Source organism: Flavobacterium azooxidireducens (assembly GCF_023195775.1).
Taxonomy (GTDB): Bacteria; Bacteroidota; Bacteroidia; order Flavobacteriales; family Flavobacteriaceae; genus Flavobacterium; species Flavobacterium azooxidireducens.
This window is the reverse complement of record NZ_CP096205.1, coordinates 272,719-289,607: the sequence shown is the minus strand read 5'-3', so window position 1 is coordinate 289,607 and position 16,889 is coordinate 272,719. Positions and strand designations below refer to the sequence as shown.

Annotated in this window: 18 protein-coding genes; 7 read left to right on the top strand and 11 right to left on the bottom strand. The window is 33.5% G+C overall.

Going from position 1 to position 16,889, the window contains the following annotated elements; translation table 11 throughout:
- The first annotated feature begins 35 nt into the window (after nt 1-35).
- Nucleotides 36-1,043, top strand: coding sequence for a hypothetical protein (locus tag M0M57_RS01305; protein WP_248434658.1), 1,008 nt, complete (start codon nt 36-38; stop codon nt 1,041-1,043).
- 60 nt (nt 1,044-1,103) lie between these two features.
- On the opposite strand, the gene M0M57_RS01300 is transcribed toward M0M57_RS01305, so the two are convergent.
- Entirely contained in the window at nt 1,104-1,505 is a 402-nt protein-coding gene (locus M0M57_RS01300; protein WP_248434656.1) for a helix-turn-helix domain-containing protein, read from the bottom strand.
- A gap of 283 nt (nt 1,506-1,788) precedes the next feature.
- Between M0M57_RS01300 and M0M57_RS01295 the strand changes: the two genes are divergently transcribed.
- The 4 genes from M0M57_RS01295 to M0M57_RS01280 all read left to right on the top strand — a co-directional run bounded on the left by M0M57_RS01295 (nt 1,789) and on the right by M0M57_RS01280 (nt 6,716).
- The gene (locus M0M57_RS01295; RefSeq protein WP_248434654.1) at nt 1,789-2,943 is read left to right on the top strand and encodes a M14 family metallopeptidase; all 1,155 of its coding nucleotides are present in this window, start codon (nt 1,789-1,791) and stop codon (nt 2,941-2,943) included.
- Between the two features lie 74 nt (nt 2,944-3,017).
- Nucleotides 3,018-3,497 (top strand): Lrp/AsnC family transcriptional regulator, encoded by a 480-nt coding sequence (locus M0M57_RS01290; RefSeq protein WP_091140893.1) that lies wholly within the window; start codon nt 3,018-3,020, stop codon nt 3,495-3,497.
- A gap of 117 nt (nt 3,498-3,614) precedes the next feature.
- On the top strand, nt 3,615-6,188 hold the full coding sequence (locus M0M57_RS01285) for a phosphoenolpyruvate carboxylase (protein ID WP_248434652.1): 2,574 nt from the start codon (nt 3,615-3,617) through the stop codon (nt 6,186-6,188).
- A 12-nt stretch (nt 6,189-6,200) separates the two neighbouring features.
- Nucleotides 6,201-6,716, top strand: coding sequence for a DinB family protein (locus tag M0M57_RS01280; protein WP_248434650.1), 516 nt, complete (start codon nt 6,201-6,203; stop codon nt 6,714-6,716).
- A gap of 3 nt (nt 6,717-6,719) precedes the next feature.
- On the opposite strand, the gene M0M57_RS01275 is transcribed toward M0M57_RS01280, so the two are convergent.
- Complete coding sequence (locus tag M0M57_RS01275; protein ID WP_248434648.1) at nt 6,720-7,157, bottom strand: DUF1456 family protein; 438 nt, start codon at nt 7,155-7,157, stop codon at nt 6,720-6,722.
- Nucleotides 7,158-7,345: 188 nt separating this feature from the next.
- On the bottom strand, nt 7,346-8,140 hold the full coding sequence (locus tag M0M57_RS01270; RefSeq protein ID WP_248434646.1) for an alpha/beta hydrolase: 795 nt from the start codon (nt 8,138-8,140) through the stop codon (nt 7,346-7,348).
- Between the two features lie 49 nt (nt 8,141-8,189).
- Between M0M57_RS01270 and M0M57_RS01265 the strand changes: the two genes are divergently transcribed.
- Nucleotides 8,190-8,591, top strand: coding sequence for a TerB family tellurite resistance protein (locus M0M57_RS01265; RefSeq protein ID WP_248434644.1), 402 nt, complete (start codon nt 8,190-8,192; stop codon nt 8,589-8,591).
- A gap of 230 nt (nt 8,592-8,821) precedes the next feature.
- Here M0M57_RS01265 and M0M57_RS01260 read toward each other — a convergent pair whose 3' ends face one another.
- The 3 genes from M0M57_RS01260 to M0M57_RS01250 form a co-directional block, all read right to left on the bottom strand.
- Entirely contained in the window at nt 8,822-10,153 is a 1,332-nt protein-coding gene (locus M0M57_RS01260; protein ID WP_248434642.1) for an alpha-amylase family glycosyl hydrolase, read from the bottom strand.
- Between the two features lie 75 nt (nt 10,154-10,228).
- Nucleotides 10,229-10,804, bottom strand: coding sequence for a DUF417 family protein (locus M0M57_RS01255; protein WP_248434640.1), 576 nt, complete (start codon nt 10,802-10,804; stop codon nt 10,229-10,231).
- 44 nt (nt 10,805-10,848) lie between these two features.
- Nucleotides 10,849-11,211 (bottom strand): DUF983 domain-containing protein, encoded by a 363-nt coding sequence (locus M0M57_RS01250; RefSeq protein ID WP_248434638.1) that lies wholly within the window; start codon nt 11,209-11,211, stop codon nt 10,849-10,851.
- Between the two features lie 87 nt (nt 11,212-11,298).
- Between M0M57_RS01250 and M0M57_RS01245 the strand changes: the two genes are divergently transcribed.
- Nucleotides 11,299-12,168 carry an AraC family transcriptional regulator gene (locus tag M0M57_RS01245; protein ID WP_248434636.1) on the top strand — a complete coding sequence of 290 codons (870 nt, stop codon included), beginning with the start codon at nt 11,299-11,301 and terminating at the stop codon, nt 12,166-12,168.
- Between the two features lie 122 nt (nt 12,169-12,290).
- Here M0M57_RS01245 and M0M57_RS01240 read toward each other — a convergent pair whose 3' ends face one another.
- The 5 genes from M0M57_RS01240 to M0M57_RS01220 form a co-directional block, all read right to left on the bottom strand.
- The gene (locus M0M57_RS01240) at nt 12,291-13,172 is read right to left on the bottom strand and encodes an alpha/beta hydrolase family protein (protein ID WP_248434634.1); all 882 of its coding nucleotides are present in this window, start codon (nt 13,170-13,172) and stop codon (nt 12,291-12,293) included.
- 87 nt (nt 13,173-13,259) lie between these two features.
- Nucleotides 13,260-14,153: a toxin-antitoxin system YwqK family antitoxin gene (locus M0M57_RS01235; protein WP_248434632.1), complete on the bottom strand. Its 894-nt coding sequence runs from the start codon at nt 14,151-14,153 to the stop codon at nt 13,260-13,262.
- Between the two features lie 151 nt (nt 14,154-14,304).
- The gene (locus tag M0M57_RS01230) at nt 14,305-14,895 is read right to left on the bottom strand and encodes a hypothetical protein (RefSeq protein WP_248434630.1); all 591 of its coding nucleotides are present in this window, start codon (nt 14,893-14,895) and stop codon (nt 14,305-14,307) included.
- Between the two features lie 168 nt (nt 14,896-15,063).
- Nucleotides 15,064-15,642 (bottom strand): YdeI/OmpD-associated family protein, encoded by a 579-nt coding sequence (locus M0M57_RS01225; protein WP_248434629.1) that lies wholly within the window; start codon nt 15,640-15,642, stop codon nt 15,064-15,066.
- Nucleotides 15,643-15,673: 31 nt separating this feature from the next.
- Nucleotides 15,674-16,813 (bottom strand): FAD-dependent monooxygenase, encoded by a 1,140-nt coding sequence (locus tag M0M57_RS01220; RefSeq protein WP_248434627.1) that lies wholly within the window; start codon nt 16,811-16,813, stop codon nt 15,674-15,676.
- Between the last annotated feature and the right edge of the window lie 76 nt (nt 16,814-16,889).

Below are 16,889 nucleotides of genomic sequence, written 5' to 3'. Positions count from 1 at the left end.
GTACATGCTTGTATAAACACTTAAAATTATACAACATGAAAAACAAAAATTTATTTTCGGCAGTTATCTTAAGTTCAATCTTATTTATGTCATGCAATAATGACGACGATAACCAACAAACAATTAGCGAAGTAAAATTATTTACTTCAAGTAACACTTCAGGAATGGTTTCGGTAACGGATTTAATTCCATCTACACCAACCACCCAAAGTTTTTCGGTAAATTCTACCGATGCAGACGGAATTCATTATTATCCGTCAACTGATGAAATCATTCTGGCTTCTCGTTCAAATAATCGTTTGGAGGCTTATGGGAACGTAAAACAAGCAATGATGAACAACAGTTCAAGTTTAACTATGGCTTACAACAGTACTTCAGATTTTAATAATGCCAGAGAAATTGCAGTGACAGGCAATACTGTGATTGTAACACAAGATCAAGCGGAATCTAACGGAAATCAAAACAAATTGTTTGTTTATGAAAAAACAGCTTCCGGATTCACATTGCAAAGAACATTTGATGTTGATATTAAGTTATGGGGAATACATTTCGATGGAACTACATTGTATGCTATTGTTGATTTAACTAGCGATTTAGTGGCTTATAATAATTTTTTAAGCAATTCATCCGGACCGCTTATGCCAAGCAAGCGTGTTACTATTGAAGGTTTGGTACGTACACACGGAATCACTTATTCAAGTGTTGAAAACACTATGGTTTTAACCGATGTAGCTGCTGCAGCTTCTGATTCTGACGGAGGTGTGATTGTAATTAAAAATTTCTCAACCGTTTTCTCATCCACGGCTAACAACGGAATGATTTCAACAGCAAATCAAATTAGAATCTACGGACCTAATTCAATGTTAGGAAATCCGGTTGATGTGGCATACGATAATGTAACAAAAATGATATATGTAGCAGAAAGAGCAAATGGAGGCGGAAGAGTTTTAACTTTCTCGGTTCCGGCAACCAGCGGAGATTATGCTCCTACAATGAATAGGTTAGAGCCTGGTTGTGCTGCGGTTTTCTTGCTAAGAAGATAGTTTTTTGTGTTTGTTTTATTGGTCCTGAAAGCCTTAGCTCCATGTGAGTTAGGGCTTTCTTTATTTTGGTAGGTATGTTTTAAAAGTTCCGTTTTTGTAGAAAATTACTATTTTCTCAACGTCTTCTTGGTCTTGAAAGATTGCTTTTTCAGGTTTAATCACTTCCGGTTTACTGATTTCATCATTTTTTTTCGGTGAAATTTCTTCAGAAACAAAATGGTTTTCCGTCGAATTTGATTTAGGAAAAGTTCCTTTATTAAACAAAAACCAATACAAATCTACTTCCGGAAAAGCTTCTGTAATTTTAATCACAAATTCTAAACTCGGTTTATTTCTGCCTGAGAGTAGGTGAGAAAGACTCGATCGTTGCACTCCAATTTTATCCGCAAAAGCAGAAGCACTGAGTTGAAAATAGTCTAGAATTTTTTCCAATTTTTGAACAAAATCCTTTGTGTCTTGCATGATGTAAAATGATTGAAGTTTTGATGTTACAAATGTAATCAATTTGATGTGATATGTAAATGTTACAAATGTAATTTAACTTTTCATGACTTACTATGATTAAATCATAAGTTTATTTAATGATATTTATAGTATTGATTATTAATGTTTTAAATTGTAAACATTCAGTATTATTGATTTTGACTGTTTTGATGTTTACAAAGTTAAATTATTACATCCTTTTTAACTGTTTACAAATGTTATCATAAAGATGTTTACCTTTGTATAGCTAAATTTTACCCCAATGGACTATCATTCTATCTACGAAAAAAATAAAGAAAACGAACTGTCGGGTCGATACATAACATTAAAAAATATCGAACCAATTTTAGGAAAACATTTCGCCAAAAATGAAATTCAAGTAATAGGAAATTCGGTGTTAGAAAAGTCAATTTACAGTTATCGAGTTGGTACCGGAAATTTTAAAATTCTACTTTGGTCACAAATGCACGGAAATGAAAGTACAACCACTAAAGCACTTTTTGATGTTTTTAATTTTCTGGATTCGGATGTTGAAGAGGTAAAAAAATGGAAAGAAAAATTTAGTTTCTATTTTATTCCAATGCTCAATCCGGATGGAGCAGAACTTTATACGAGAGAAAACGCCAATGAGGTTGATTTAAACCGCGATTTTATTAATTTGTCACAACCCGAAAGTCGATTATTAATGAGTGTTTTTAATGAGTTTAAACCTGATTTTTGTTTTAATCTACACGATCAACGCACTATTTTTGGTGTGGCAAAAACGGGTAAGCCGGCAACATTGTCATTTTTGTCGCCTTCGTATAATGAAGAAAGAGAAATCAACGACAATAGATTGCAAGCAATTAATCTAATTTCTTGTATTAATGAAGAGCTTCAAAAACATATTCCGGGGCAAATTGGTCGTTTTGATGATAGCTTCAATAGAAATTGCGTTGGTGATACTTTTCAGCAAATGGGTGTGCCAACCGTTCTTTTTGAAGCAGGTCATTTCTCTAATGATTATCAAAGAGAAGAAACTCGAAAATTTATATTTATTGCTCTGCTAAGAAGTTTTCAAGCACTTTACGAAAACGATATAGTTAATAACAAAATTGAAGATTATTTGAAAATTCCGCAAAATAATCCTTGTTTTTTCGATATTGTTTACAGAAATGTCAAAATAAATTATGATAATTCAATATTTATTACGAATTTTGCAGTGCAATTTAAGGAAGAAATTATCGAAAATCTACTCGTTTTTAATGCTTATATTTCAAGTGTTGGCGATTTAGAGGATTTTCTTGGTCATTTAGAATATGATGTACAAGGAGATTTATACGAAGACGAAAAAGGTAATTTTCCGAAAATCAGCGAAAAAGCTAATTTTACAATAGGAAAACATATCAAATTTGTTAATGGTTTGCTAAAAAATTAATGAATTCGTTTTTTTATTGAATAAATTGTATTTCATTTGCAGTAAAATAAACAAAATAAATAGACAAAAAACAGATGAGTAAGTTTCGTTTAGATGAAGTAGACCACCAAATTCTTGATATGTTAATCGATAACACAAGAGTTCCTTTTACGGATATTGCTAAAAAATTATTAATCTCAGCAGGTACCGTTCACGTTAGAGTAAAAAAGATGGAAGATGCCGGAATTATCATGGGATCATCCTTAACCTTAGACTATGAAAAATTAGGTTATTCATTTATCGCTTATGTTGGCGTTTTCTTGAATAATACTTCGCAAACTAAATTCGTTTTAGAGCGTATCAACGAAATTCCTTTCGTAACAGTTGCTCACGTTACCACTGGAAAATTTAATATTTTCTGTAAAATTAGAGCCAAAGATACTAAACATGCCAAAGATGTTATCTTTATGATTGATGATATTGAAGGTGTTTACCGTACGGAAACTATGATTTCGTTAGAGGAAAGTATCAACGACAAAAAACGTTTGATGCACACGATTTTCAAAAACATGTAAGATTTGAATATTCAAGTATACAAACCCTCTCCACTACCATCGAGAGGGTTTTTTTATGATAAATTTCAAGAATCTTTTTTAAAATAATTCACTAAATTAGTGAGCAAAATTCAAAGTATGTACACGCTCCCCAAAATTGAACGATTTCATCAAAACGTTTTATCTAAATATCAAATTTACAACAGTGTTTTTATCACGCTTCCTTTTGATGCGATCGATAACACGGGTGTTTTGTTGCCACTTTTTACAGAAGTTTGTGAAAGCGGATTCAAAAATCAACAAAATCCGGAGGAAATTTTTAATTCGTTTACTTCCAAATATTTAGATAACCCAACTGAAGAGCAGAAAGTAGAACTGATGTTTCGCTTCATTCAATACATTGAACGACAAATTGTTTTGTTTGATGCCATTGAAGATGCTGCTTTTCCGGTGGTAAACAATATGGAAGGAAGAGGTTCTCTTCGTGATATGAAAGAAAAAGCGGATCAACGTTCTAAACGAAAAGAATTGAAAAATTTTCTTGAAAACTTTCAAGTTCGCACGGTTTTAACGGCTCATCCAACACAATTTTACCCGGGTGCTGTATTGGGAATTATAACCGATTTAACCGAAGCTGTTCGAGTGAATAACTTTGTTCAGATAAAAGAATTACTCGCTCAATTAGGGAAGACACCTTTCATCAAAAAAGAAAAACCAACTCCGTTTGATGAAGCAGTAAGTTTGATTTGGTATTTGGAAAATGTGTTTTATCCAACTGCCGGAGAAATGATTCAATACCTTCAAAAGAATATTTTTGATGGCGAAGAAATACAAAATTCTATTTTTAATTTGGGATTTTGGCCCGGTGGAGATCGGGATGGAAATCCGTTTGTGACCACTGAAATTACTTTAAAAGTAGCCGAAAGACTTCGAACTTCTATCCTAAAATCATATTACACAGACATTCGAAAACTGAAAAGAAAACTCACATTCAAAGGAGTTGATACTTTGATTGCTGACGTGGAAAGCAAATTATACCGTTCTGTTTTTTATTCAAGAGGAGAAATTTATATTACGCATGATGAATTCAAATCGGTTTTACTCAACATCAAAAATATCATTATAGATGAACATCAATCGCTTTATTTAGATGAAATAAATTTATTGTTGAATAAACTAAATTTGTTTGGATTTCACTTTGCTACACTAGACATTCGTCAAAATAGCCGCATTCACAAAGAGGTTTTTCAGGAGATTGTTGATAAAGAAAAATCACTGTTTCCTGTTAATTACACTCAATTAAGTGAAAAAGAAAAAATTGAAATTTTATCCAAAGTAGCCAGTTCATTATCCGAAGCCGATTTTGAAAACGAAATCACCAAATCTACCGTAAGTTCCATTCATGCCATGAAAACCATTCAGGAAAAGAATGGCGAATTGGGTTGTAATCGGTACATCATCAGCAACAACGAAAGTGCATTAAATGTGATGGAAACGTTTGCTATGTTTAGCCTTTGCGGATGGAAAAATCCTTCGGTAGATATCATTCCTCTTTTTGAATCGGTCGATGATTTGCAGGCTGCTGATAAAATTATGGAGCAGTTGTACACCAATTCAGCATACAAAAAACATCTTAATAACAGAAACAATATTCAAACGGTTATGCTCGGTTTTTCAGACGGCACCAAAGACGGAGGCTATTTAATGGCGAACTGGAGCATCTATAAAGCAAAGCAAACACTAACAGCTATTTCTCGAAAATATGGCGTAAAAGTGCTCTTTTTTGACGGTAGAGGTGGTCCGCCGGCAAGAGGTGGAGGCAAAACCCATAAATTTTATGCTTCGATGGGGTCAACAATCGAAAATCAGCAGATTCAAGTGACGGTGCAAGGGCAAACCATTAGTTCTAATTTTGGGACATTAGATTCCTGTCGTTATAATTTAGAGAATTTATTGAGTGCAGGAGCAACCAATCAGCTTTTTAACAAAGATGAAAATGTGCTTTCTGAAGAAAATAATCAAATTTTTGATGAATTGTCTAAACTGAGTTACGACAAATATTTGAAGTTTAAGCAGCATCCGAAATTCATACCTTATTTGGAAAAAATGAGTACGTTGAATTATTATGCCAAAACCAATATTGGTAGTCGTCCGTCTAAACGAAATAAAGGCGATCAATTGAATTTCAACGATTTGAGAGCAATTCCGTTTGTGGGGTCATGGAGTCAATTAAAGCAAAATGTACCTGGTTTTTTCGGTGTAGGAACGGCTTTAAAACAATTTGAAGAAACCAATCAATGGGAAAAAGTAACACAATTATATCAAAATTCCTTGTTCTTTAAAACATTGATTGAGAACAGTATGATGTCGTTGTCAAAATCATTTTTTCCGTTAACGGCTTATATGCAGAAGGATGAAGAATTTGGCGAGTTTTGGCAGATTATTTATGATGAATATTTAGAAACCAAACGATTATTACTCAAGTTATCCGGTTTCACTGAATTGATGGAGAATTATCCAGACGGAAAAGCCTCCATTGAAATTCGTGAACAAATTGTATTGCCTTTGTTGACAATTCAGCAATATGCTTTGTTGAAAATAAGTGAATTAAAGAAACAGAAAAATCCGGACGAAAAGCAGATTGCCGTGTACGAAAAAATTGTTACCCGTTCGTTGTTTGGAAATATTAATGCGAGTAGAAATTCGGCTTAAAACATTAAAATAATGAACTCATACACTTTACAACCAACCGAATACGCACCGTATTATTCACCTTATATCATCGCCTTAGGCAATGTAAACTTGATAGAAGAATTAGAAAAATCAATGCAAAATTTTGAAGAATTTCTAACTCAAATTCCATCCGAAAAACATGAATTTCGTTATGCGGAAGGAAAATGGACCATCAAAGATATTGTGCAGCATTTGATTGATGCCGAACGTATTTTTGCTTATCGCTCTTTGCGGTTTGCCCGAAAAGATCAAACACCACTTTCCGGTTTTGATGAGAATGAGTATGTTGATGCTACAGATGCTAACAAAAGAACGTTATCCGATTTACTTCAAGAATACAAAGTAGTGCGATTATCAACGATGTATTTGTTTAAATCGTTTACTGATGAAGAATTGATGCACATGGGAATCGCTTTGAATAATTCTTTCACGGTTCGAGCGATTGGTTTTATCGCATTAGGACATCAAAAACATCACCAACACATTATTGAAGAAAGGTATTTGTAGAAATTATTTTTTCTTACCGTTGTTAAACTTTACTTTCTCTACGATTTCAGGTTTTGCATCCGGTTTCTTTTTAAAACCAGGCTTTCCTGTTGGTTTTCCTGCAGGTCTTTGAGCTGATTTTTGCACCGGTTTTTTATCACCAAAGGTTTTAGCTTTTGGTTTTTCTGTGGCTGGAGTAGTTGGTTTGTGACTTTTAATCACCTCCAACGGATTTTTCGGATTTTCCTTTGTTCCTCTTAAATGAATCACCAATCCGTTCAAAAAATTGCGGAGCACTTGATCACCACATTCCATATAATTAGGATGGTCAGCATTTCTAAAAAAAGCTCCTAATTCCGCTTTCGAAATACGAAAATTAACCAATTCCATGATTTCTACAATTTGATCATCACGAAGTTGAAGGGCTACACGGAGTTTTTTGAAGATATCGTTGTTGTTCATGTTTTTTTGAGTTGCTAAGGTTCTGAGTTACAGAGTTACAGAGTTACTGAGTTACAGAGTTACTGAGTTACTGAGTTACTGAGTTACTGAGTTACTGAGTTACTGAGTTTTTTTTATTTTAAGATGCAAAGATAAGAGTTAAACTAATGAAATGAATTTTTATTTTTTCACTAACAGACAACCGATAACTATTCAAACATCCAACTAACCGCATCACCAAAACTCTCCCGCCACAACTTTTCATTGTGTTTTCCATCTTTGATGATGACTTGTTTGAGGTTCGATTTTTTACAAATTCGTTTTTCAACCAATGTGGTCATTTTTGTAAAATCACTCACCATATCTTCACTTTCGCTGTCTCCGCAAAGAAAATAGAGTTTTGCGTTGATTTTTTCTGTCTTTTCTGTCAATGTGTAAATGTCCTCCGTGTACCAAAAAGAAGGTGAGAAGACACCTGCTTTTCCAAAGACTTCAGGATATTTTAATACTGCATAATATGAAACCAATCCTCCTAACGAACTCCCAAAAATAGTGGTATGTTTGGCTTTTGTTTTGGTTCGGTAGGCTTTATCAATGTGGGGTTTCAGCGAGTTTACAATAAAATCTAAATACGCGTCCGCATTTCCGCCGCCGTGTTTTTCGTGTTTATAGGGTGTTAATTCCTCCAACCGTTTTTCATTTCCGTGTTCGATGCCGATAACAATTACGTTCATTTTCAAGCTGTCTAAAGTTTCATCTACATTCCATTCGCCGGCATAGGAAGTTTTAGCATCAAATAGATTTTGTGCATCATGCATGTAAATCACAGGATAATTCCGAGTTTGCTTAGCGTAATCTTTTGGTAAATAAACCCATATTTTTTTGGTAGTTTTTAATTGTGGAGCTTCTATCTCAAAAGTAGAATAACGTTTTTGACTCCAAACGTTCTGACTAATGAAAACGAGTATACCGAAAAGAATAAGTAAAGAGAAAATTAACTTCATTTTTTGATAAATTAAATGGAAAAACTAAATTAGCCAAAAATATGGTTTTATGATCACGTATAAAGAAAAATTAAGTTTGTTGGGCGATATGATTGAACTTTCTAAAGTAGATGGTCAATTGCACGACCGCGAATATGAATTTATCAAAATGGTTGCAGAAGAATTAAACGTTCGCACAGCCGATTTCGAGGAATTATTTTCATTACCCAACGAACTCTTAGTTTTTAAATCGGAATTTAAACGTATTGAGCATTTTTACCGCTTGGCATTACTTTCGCATTGTGATAACCATCACCACGATCGTGAACATGAATTTATGTATCAGTTGGGATTAAAATTAGGTTTAAATCCTTTTTCCATAAAACGTGTACTAAAGGAAATGGATAATTCTCCTACTAGAATGATTGAAGCCGATTTGTTGTTAGGAATTTTTAAGGAGCAACATAATTGATTTGGGCAATAGGTGAATGGTAATTGGTAAAAGGTAATTTTGACATAATCTCCCACAATCTCGTCATGTCGACCAAAGGAGACATCTCAATCATTATGAACAAAGTTCAAAATAACTAAAATTTAGCACGAATAAATCCTCTTTTATCTATTGTCGCTTAGTGAACCAATTAAATCAGTGGAAATCTAATTAATCCTTTTAATCCGTGTGCTATTAATAATAAACCATTATTACTTCCTCAAAATCAAATATCCATGAGCGTTAAGTTGTAAACTTCCGTTTAAAGTTAAAGGCTCATTCAACAATGCATTTTCCCAATTTCCTTGTAAGCTGGCGGGCACGGTCAATGTTTTTTCCGAAGAACGACTATTAATAATTATAAGCAACTTATCATTCCCAAGTTTTTTTTCAAAAACAATAAAATCAGAGGTATTGAAATGGGCTAACGTTCCATTTTTTGCCACTTCAGAATTTTTATAAAACTGTAACATTTTGGTGTATGCCGAAAGCATATCCGAATTTGAACTCCAATTAATGGCTAAACCCGATGTATAAACAGATGGATTACTCACACCTACTTCCTGACCGGAATAAATCAAGGGTGTTCCGTTCATGAAGATAGTAGCAACGGAAGCTGCTAAAGCCGCATTTTTATTGCCAAATACACCAATTGGCGTGAGTTCGTTGGACAAATCGTGATTGGTGGTAAATCGAAGTTTCTTTTTTCCTGCGGGAACAACTTGATATTCATTTGTATTTGTTGTAGAAAGTTGCGAAGGATTTCCATTTGAAGTAAAAACATTTTTCACGGCGTTGTAATAATCCCAACTGAAATTCATTTGAAATCCGGCTGCAAAATGATCGTTTCGTGTGCCTTCTGCTAAAAAGATGAGGTCTCGTTCTGTGTTTGTTTCTAGGGTTGAAATCGCCTCTTGCCAAAAATCAAACGGAACCAAATCGGCGGCATCGTATCGAAACCCGTCGATACCTGCTTCGGTAATCCAGAATTCCATGGCGGCGATCATTTCTAAACGCATTTCGGTATTACTAAAGTTCAAATCGGCCACATCCATCCAATTGGTTCCTTGTGGATGAACGATGTTTCCTGAGCCGTCTTGTGTGTACCAATCCGGATGCTCTGTAATCCAAGCATGATCCCAAGCGGTGTGATTGGCGACCCAGTCTAAAATGACGGCAATTCCTCTTTCATGGGCTTCGTCAACTAGATATTTTAAATTTTCAAAACTACCAATTTCGGGATTTACTCCTCGATAATCTTTGATGCAATATGGAGAACCAAACGAATTGACAGAACCAATTGGATGAATTGGCATCAACCAAATAGTATTAATTCCCAATGCCTTGATATTATCTAATCGATTGGTAATACCGTTTAAATTTCCCACTTGACTAAACGATCCGATATTGATTTCATACATCACAATGTCTTTGGTTTCCGGAACGGTAAATGCTTCCGGTTCAGGTATATTTGGTGATGAATCATCGTTTTTACTGCAATTGAGAAATAGTAGTAGGAAAAGGAGGAAAAATAATTTATTCATGGTGGGGATTAAACGTTGTGGTTTAATTGTAAAGATACCATTTTAAAATTATATCCTAAAAAGTTCTTCAACTGCCTAATTAATTTTTCCTAAATACCGCTTTGCACAATCCGAAGCACAAATGAGTCCGGCAGACATCATAATTACATCTTTAATTACAAGTCGTCCTGCACCTGATAAATAAGGGAATCCAAAATGTGGAGTTGGAAAATCGCCACCTAAATTGGGGACATAAACTTCGGGCGTAGTTATTAAAAATGTTAAAGTAACTAATGACATTCCAAATGTTAGCAGTCCACCAATTAGACCAATTTTATGAAACCAAATTCCTAATAGTGTTAAGATTCCGATGATTACAATTACTAATCCTAAACCGTAGGCAAAAATATAGGTTCCGTTTTCGGTATGCCAATCAATGTTTTTTTGAACCGTTTTTCCCTCTGGGTTTTTGTATTGATTGTATTCAGGTGCGTCTTTGGCATATAAAAACGACATTAACGGACTATTGGCAACAAACGGAACAATGCCGTCTGCTTCATATTGAAAGGCTTTGAGTCCGCCAATCCAAACCATTACAATACAGATTGATATTCTTACCAGATTGATAAACTGTCTCTGGCTGTTTGCTAAAATTATAATTAGTTTGTTCATGGTGTATTTTTTTAGTGAATGGAAGCAAAGTAAGCTTATTCTTTTTAAACAGAATATCTTCTGAACATATAAATCCAAATCATTCTGGATAATCGAATGTTGAAAAAACAAAGCAATACTATAACACAACAAATGATCGGAATCATTCGTAAATCGATTGGTTTTTCAAAAAAATTAAGTAAAAACAGATAGGTTATGATTCCTTCTCCAACGGTTAGTGCATAGTTGACGAACATTGCTCCAAAAAAATAACCCGGTTCTTTTTCAAATTTATAATGACAAGAGCTGCAGTGTTCATTCATCTTAGGAAAACCAACACTAAAGAAAAAACTTTTGTCTTTAAATACTTTTCCGTTGTTACAATTCGGACATTCATTTTTCAGAATTTTACTTACTATGTTAGCCATTGTGTTCTTTTTGTTGCAAAATTACATCATTATTTTGCTGTGGATTATTCGTATATTCGCTAAAAATAGTAGTATAAAGACATTTATATGGAAAAGCTTCCGATTTATAAAATTAATAAATTCAATTGTGAGTCGAGTGAGAATGATTTGTATATCAACGATTTCAAAACTCATCTCATTAAAAATTTATTTATTGAAAAATTACACAGTCATAACTTTTACTTATTAGTTTTTTTTACAAAAGGAAGCGGACTACATTCTATAGATTTTAATCAGTATGAAATTAAACCCGGCAGTGTCTACTTGCTAAATCCGGGGCAAATTCACAGTTGGCAACTTTCTGAAGACATTGATGGATATATCGTTTTTTATTCGCAAGAAGTGTATAATTTATATTTTGGAAAAAAGAAAATTGAAGATTATCCCTTTTTTAGTTCACTCAGAAATTCTCCTGAAATTGTGCTCAACAATCAACAAATGAGTGAAATAATTCCCTATTTTGAACTTTTGATAAACGAAAATAACCAAAAAGATTTCAAAAAAACAGATAAATTACTCAATCTAATTGACATTATTCACATTGAATTAGCTAGAATTTATAGTTTCTCAGCAAATCATGATATTCATTCCTATCATCTAAAAATAAAAGAATTAGAAGAGTTGGTTGCCCAACATTATAAGCACCATAAATCACCATCTTTCTATGCAGATAAAATGAATATTACTCTAAAACACTTGAACAGAATTTGTAAAAATATATTGAACACAACAGTCACTGATTTTATTTACGGAAAAATAATTTTAGAAAGCAAACGTTTATTGGCAACTCAAAAACAAACAATTAGCGAAGTAGCCGATGTAATGGGTTTTGAAAATCATTCCTATTTTACAATTGTTTTTAAAAAATATACAGGTGTTACACCGCAACAATTTAAAAAAGGAATAAGTGTTTACTAGCTTGAAGTTCCTACTAATGATTTCAATACAAATTAATCTTACTAACAATACAATTCGGCAGGTAATTCCCCAATTGGAATAATCGTAGGCAAAAGCATTAAAATAGTTTGATTATCAAAATATCACTTCTTCTTTTTCCGAATGGTTTTTATCCATTCTATCGCTTTTTCAAACGTTTCAGGCAATTCTGAGGATGACGTATTGTGACCCAAAGCAGGAAACAAGCTGTACTCATATCTTTTTCCGGTAGCATTTAGCTTATCTAAATTCTCCATAGATAGTGCAACCGGTACCTGAATATCTTTTCCGCCAAAAATCCAAAGTCCGGGTATGGAGAGTTTACTAAGTGGCTCTTGCGGATTTGTTTCTACAAACTGATACTTGTCCGGGTCATTGTTAATATGTTCACGAGCATCTGATTCTGTATGACTATTCCAAAAATTTTCATCACCATTGGTGTAAAACTGAAACCGCAACTGTTCAAGCGTAGTGATAACCGGACCACTAAATATAACCATAAAATTTACCTCTTTATTTTTTTCTGCAGCCAACGGAATTATCCAACCAGCCTGACTAAAGCCAATTAATCCGATAGGTGTTTTTTTAGTTTTTATATACTTACGAAGAGTATGAATTGCTGCACTTGCATCGTGCGACAATAGATGGAGATTAGTAGAGTCAATATTATTAGTGCCAACCGAAGGGCCAACATATACACCGCCCGAATCTCCAACTCCTCGTTTATCATAGGTTAAAACAGCTATGCCTTTTTGGGCAAGACGTTTAGCGAAATCCATTTCTCTTTTTACAGGATCCGACCCATGCACTATTACAACTGCTGCAAATGGTTTTTTAGGTGTTAAAATGGAGCCGGCAAGCGTTTCGCCTTGACTTTTGAATTTTATATTGTGAATGGTGAAATCCAACGACTGAGAAAATAGTATATTCGGTAATAGTGCTAATAGTAAGCAAAGAAATAGGTTATAAAAAAACTTTAAGGACATGTTAGTTTGTTTTGAATAGTTAATCAAGCCTTTAAGAGCGTGACGCTCGCACAAGCGAGGTAAAAGCTGTTAGCAGTAGCATTAATTTTAGAAGTTTTCTTCTTTTACTTTTAAACCATTTTCAAATGTTATAACTAAATAGATTTTGCCTTGTTCTGTGTAATGAATTACGGTACCATTTCCATTTTTTAAAGTACCTTTATCTCTTAAGTTTCCATCTTTTGAGTAACTTCCTTTAACATTTAAAAGTAATCCGTTTTCAAATGTTTTTTCAATCCATAATTGTCCATTTTCATAGAAATATTGATAAACACCATCTTCTTTTCCCATTTTATAAGTAAATTTTTCTTGAATATTACCATTAGAATAGTTTAATTGGTAGGGGCCATCTTTTATTCCATTAATAAAATTGTGAACTAATTCAGTTTTGCCATTTGAATAGATATAAATGTGTTTACCATCCTTTAGTCCATTTTTATAAAATCTTGTTCCATATATTTTTCCATTTGGATGAAAGCTTTTTATTATTCCCTCAAGTTCATTGTTTTTATATTGACCTGTCATGGCAAGTTTTTCATTTGGAAAGAAATATTTAAATTCTCCTTCAAGAATTCCTTTATTGTAGTTTACTTCTTTTTGAAGAATCTTTTTAAAAGTTAAATCTTCAATTGTATAAAGCACCCACTTTCCATTTCTTTTTCCGTCTATATAATTTCCTTCTCCATATAACAGGAAGTTTCCAAAAACCTGTTTTGGTTTTAATCCGTCATTAATACAAGTAAAATCTTTTATTACTTCATAATCTTTCCAGATTCCTTGCCTTTGTTTTTGACTATCTGTCTCACCTTTTGGAATAAAATTTTTTGTAGAATAACCAGATTCCATATAGTTATTCATAATCTCATCTTTTATAAATCTCATCTCTTGTCCAAAAGAACTCATTGAAATAAAAAGAAATATGATTTTAATAGTTGTTTTCATAATGTTACTGCTAACAGTTTGGGACTTTGCGAGGTTGCTGACTAAATAAGCCCTAAATTTAGGTTAAACACTAAACTCAAAGATACAAAACCAACTTTAAATTAAGCCCAAAACCCGCAATCTTGCAAAACCTGTCTTACCAGTAGTTTTTTTATTCAGTTATATATTTTTCAAATTCGGTTTTAGATATTCTCATTTCTATTGTCGGTTTTTCATATTTCAAATTCCCTTTTTCTGTGACTGAATATATTTTATTATTCGGTTTTTCCAAAAAGTATTCAAATGTATTATTTTCAAAGTTGAAAACTGACCAAGCAAAAGTTCCAACTTGCCTTTTGTTTTGATAAAAGTCAGTTTCGGTTTTCGCTTTTAAAATTCCATATTCAATTACTTTTTTAAAGTGTCCATTTCTTGGTTCAGTTTTCCACCAATAGGTTTTAAATTGTCTGGATTCAGTTTTGCCTATTTTCCAATTTTCACCAATTTTAGGTATTCCAAGTTTTTCTCTTGTCGAATTAAATTCAATTCCGTTGTTTTTATTTAATGGAATCGTATGTTCGTAAATTTTAATTAAACTGAAATATATTATTAAAAACAATAAAGCTTTTAATGAACGTTTATTCAATAAAGATTTTAATGATAATTTGAATTCTTTTGGGTCGTTTTTGTAGTCAACATAATAACCAATTAATATCGGAAGTAATATTAAGAAACCTAAACTATAAAATATTAAATTGTCCATTTCAGGATTTTTCGGTTAAAATTACTGGTAACTTATTTATAACCGCAACTAAGTAGCGTATTATATTTTTCACTAAAATACAAAAAACTTCTACACCTCGATAAATTCTTCAAAAAGTAAATATGAAATAGTTTAAAGTTCTAAACTTATTCAAGCAATGTCTATCTTTTACAAATGTTTGGGTTTTAATTTTTGTTTGGCACGTTCAATGATTTCGGTGATGCGGTTTTGTCTTGTTTCTGATCTTTTGGCAAGTACGAGCCATTGGAGGATGCCTTTTTTAACAGATTTACTCAAACTATTAAAGAATTCTTTAGCTGCCGGATGAATAGCAAATTCAGCTTGTAAATCGCTGGGAACAATTAATTCTTCTACTTCGTCTAAGATTGTCCAAGAACCATTTTGTTTTGCAGTAGCGATGCTTTTATGTCCTTCTTCTGTCATGAGTCCGCTGGCAATGAGTTTTTCTACTTTTTGTTTATTTATTTTTGACCAAGTGCTCTTGGCTTTTCGTTTGCTAAAAAATTGATGCGAGGTTTCATCATCAATTTTAATCTTTTTGCTGTCTATCCAACCAAAGCACAAAGCTACATCAACCGCTTCACTCCATGTGATTGAATTTTTCTTTGAACTTTTTCTGTAAAATACAACCCATACGGCTTGTTTACTTTGGTGGTTTTTCTCTAACCACTCTCGCCACATGGAAAGCGTGCAAGGATAAAATATTTCGGTTTCGCTTTGGTTCATTTAACTATATGTTATTGAAAACTATCTATGTTTATATATTAAGTTTTGTTACTCTATACGAAAAGTATTTATCAATCATTTTCATGGCTACGTTTGAGGGCATAATTTTAAAAGCAAAATTCCGTAATCCAATTAGTACGGGGTTAGTGAGTTGCCCCATTTTGCCTAGTTTTAAACTTTCGTTGACTATATTTTCTGAGCGTGGAAATTGCAGTGTTTCATACCTTTCAAATGCAGTAGATGTGATGCCATATTTTTGAATTGATTTGGCTAGAATATATGCCCCTTCCATGGCCATACAACCGCCTTGTCCTAAGTTGGGCGTGGTAGGGTGGGCAGCATCCCCCAATAAGGTGGCATGACCACTAGTCCAACCTTTTTTTGGTTTTCTATCTACCAAACTGTTTTTCAGGATGTGTTCGGTATTGTTTATGAGATCAGGAACGGGATAATGCCAATCGCCAAACAAGCGGTTTAGTTTCTGTTTTGTACCTTCCGGACTGTCGTCTTGCATAAAGGCTTCGTTGTTGGTTGCCCACCAACCGTAGACTCCGTTTTTGATAGGAACAATTCCCACTCGTTGTCCTTTTCCGAAAGTTTCACTGGCATAGCCGATGTCAAAATCTGTTTTTACCACGCCACGCCAAATGCTATAACCTCTAAAAATTGGTTTGCCATCCTTGATAATGTGTTGTCTCACGACAGAATGAATGCCGTCTGCACCAATTACAGCATCAAAAAGGAGGGTTTCTTTGTTTTCAAATTCAAGTTCAATTTGACCGTTGTTTTGATGGGTAAGTTTATGTAGCGAATAATTGGTATAAAGTTTTGCGTCAATTTTAGATAAAAGAATCCGGTGTAAATCTGCTCTGTGAATGCAAATTACCGGATAATCGCTTTTGGGTTCTGTCTTGCTGAGAATTTTTCCTTTGTTGGTTTTGAGGTAAACTGTTTTAAATTGTCCACTATTGGCAAGGATTTCCGGAAGCAAACCAATGTCATCCATGACGCAAAGAGCATTTGGGAAAACACTTATTGCGGCTCCAATTTCTCCAAAATCTTCTTTTTTTTCAAAAATATGAATGTCATAGTCAGCTGTGGTCAAGCAACGAGCAAAGGTTAGTCCTGCTATGCCACCGCCAATTATGGCTATTTTTTTTCGGGTGCTCATTATGTTTTTTTGTTGGTTGGTTAGTATAGAATGAATTCCTGAGGTTTAGTGGAGTTAGTTTGGAAAATGACTTTAC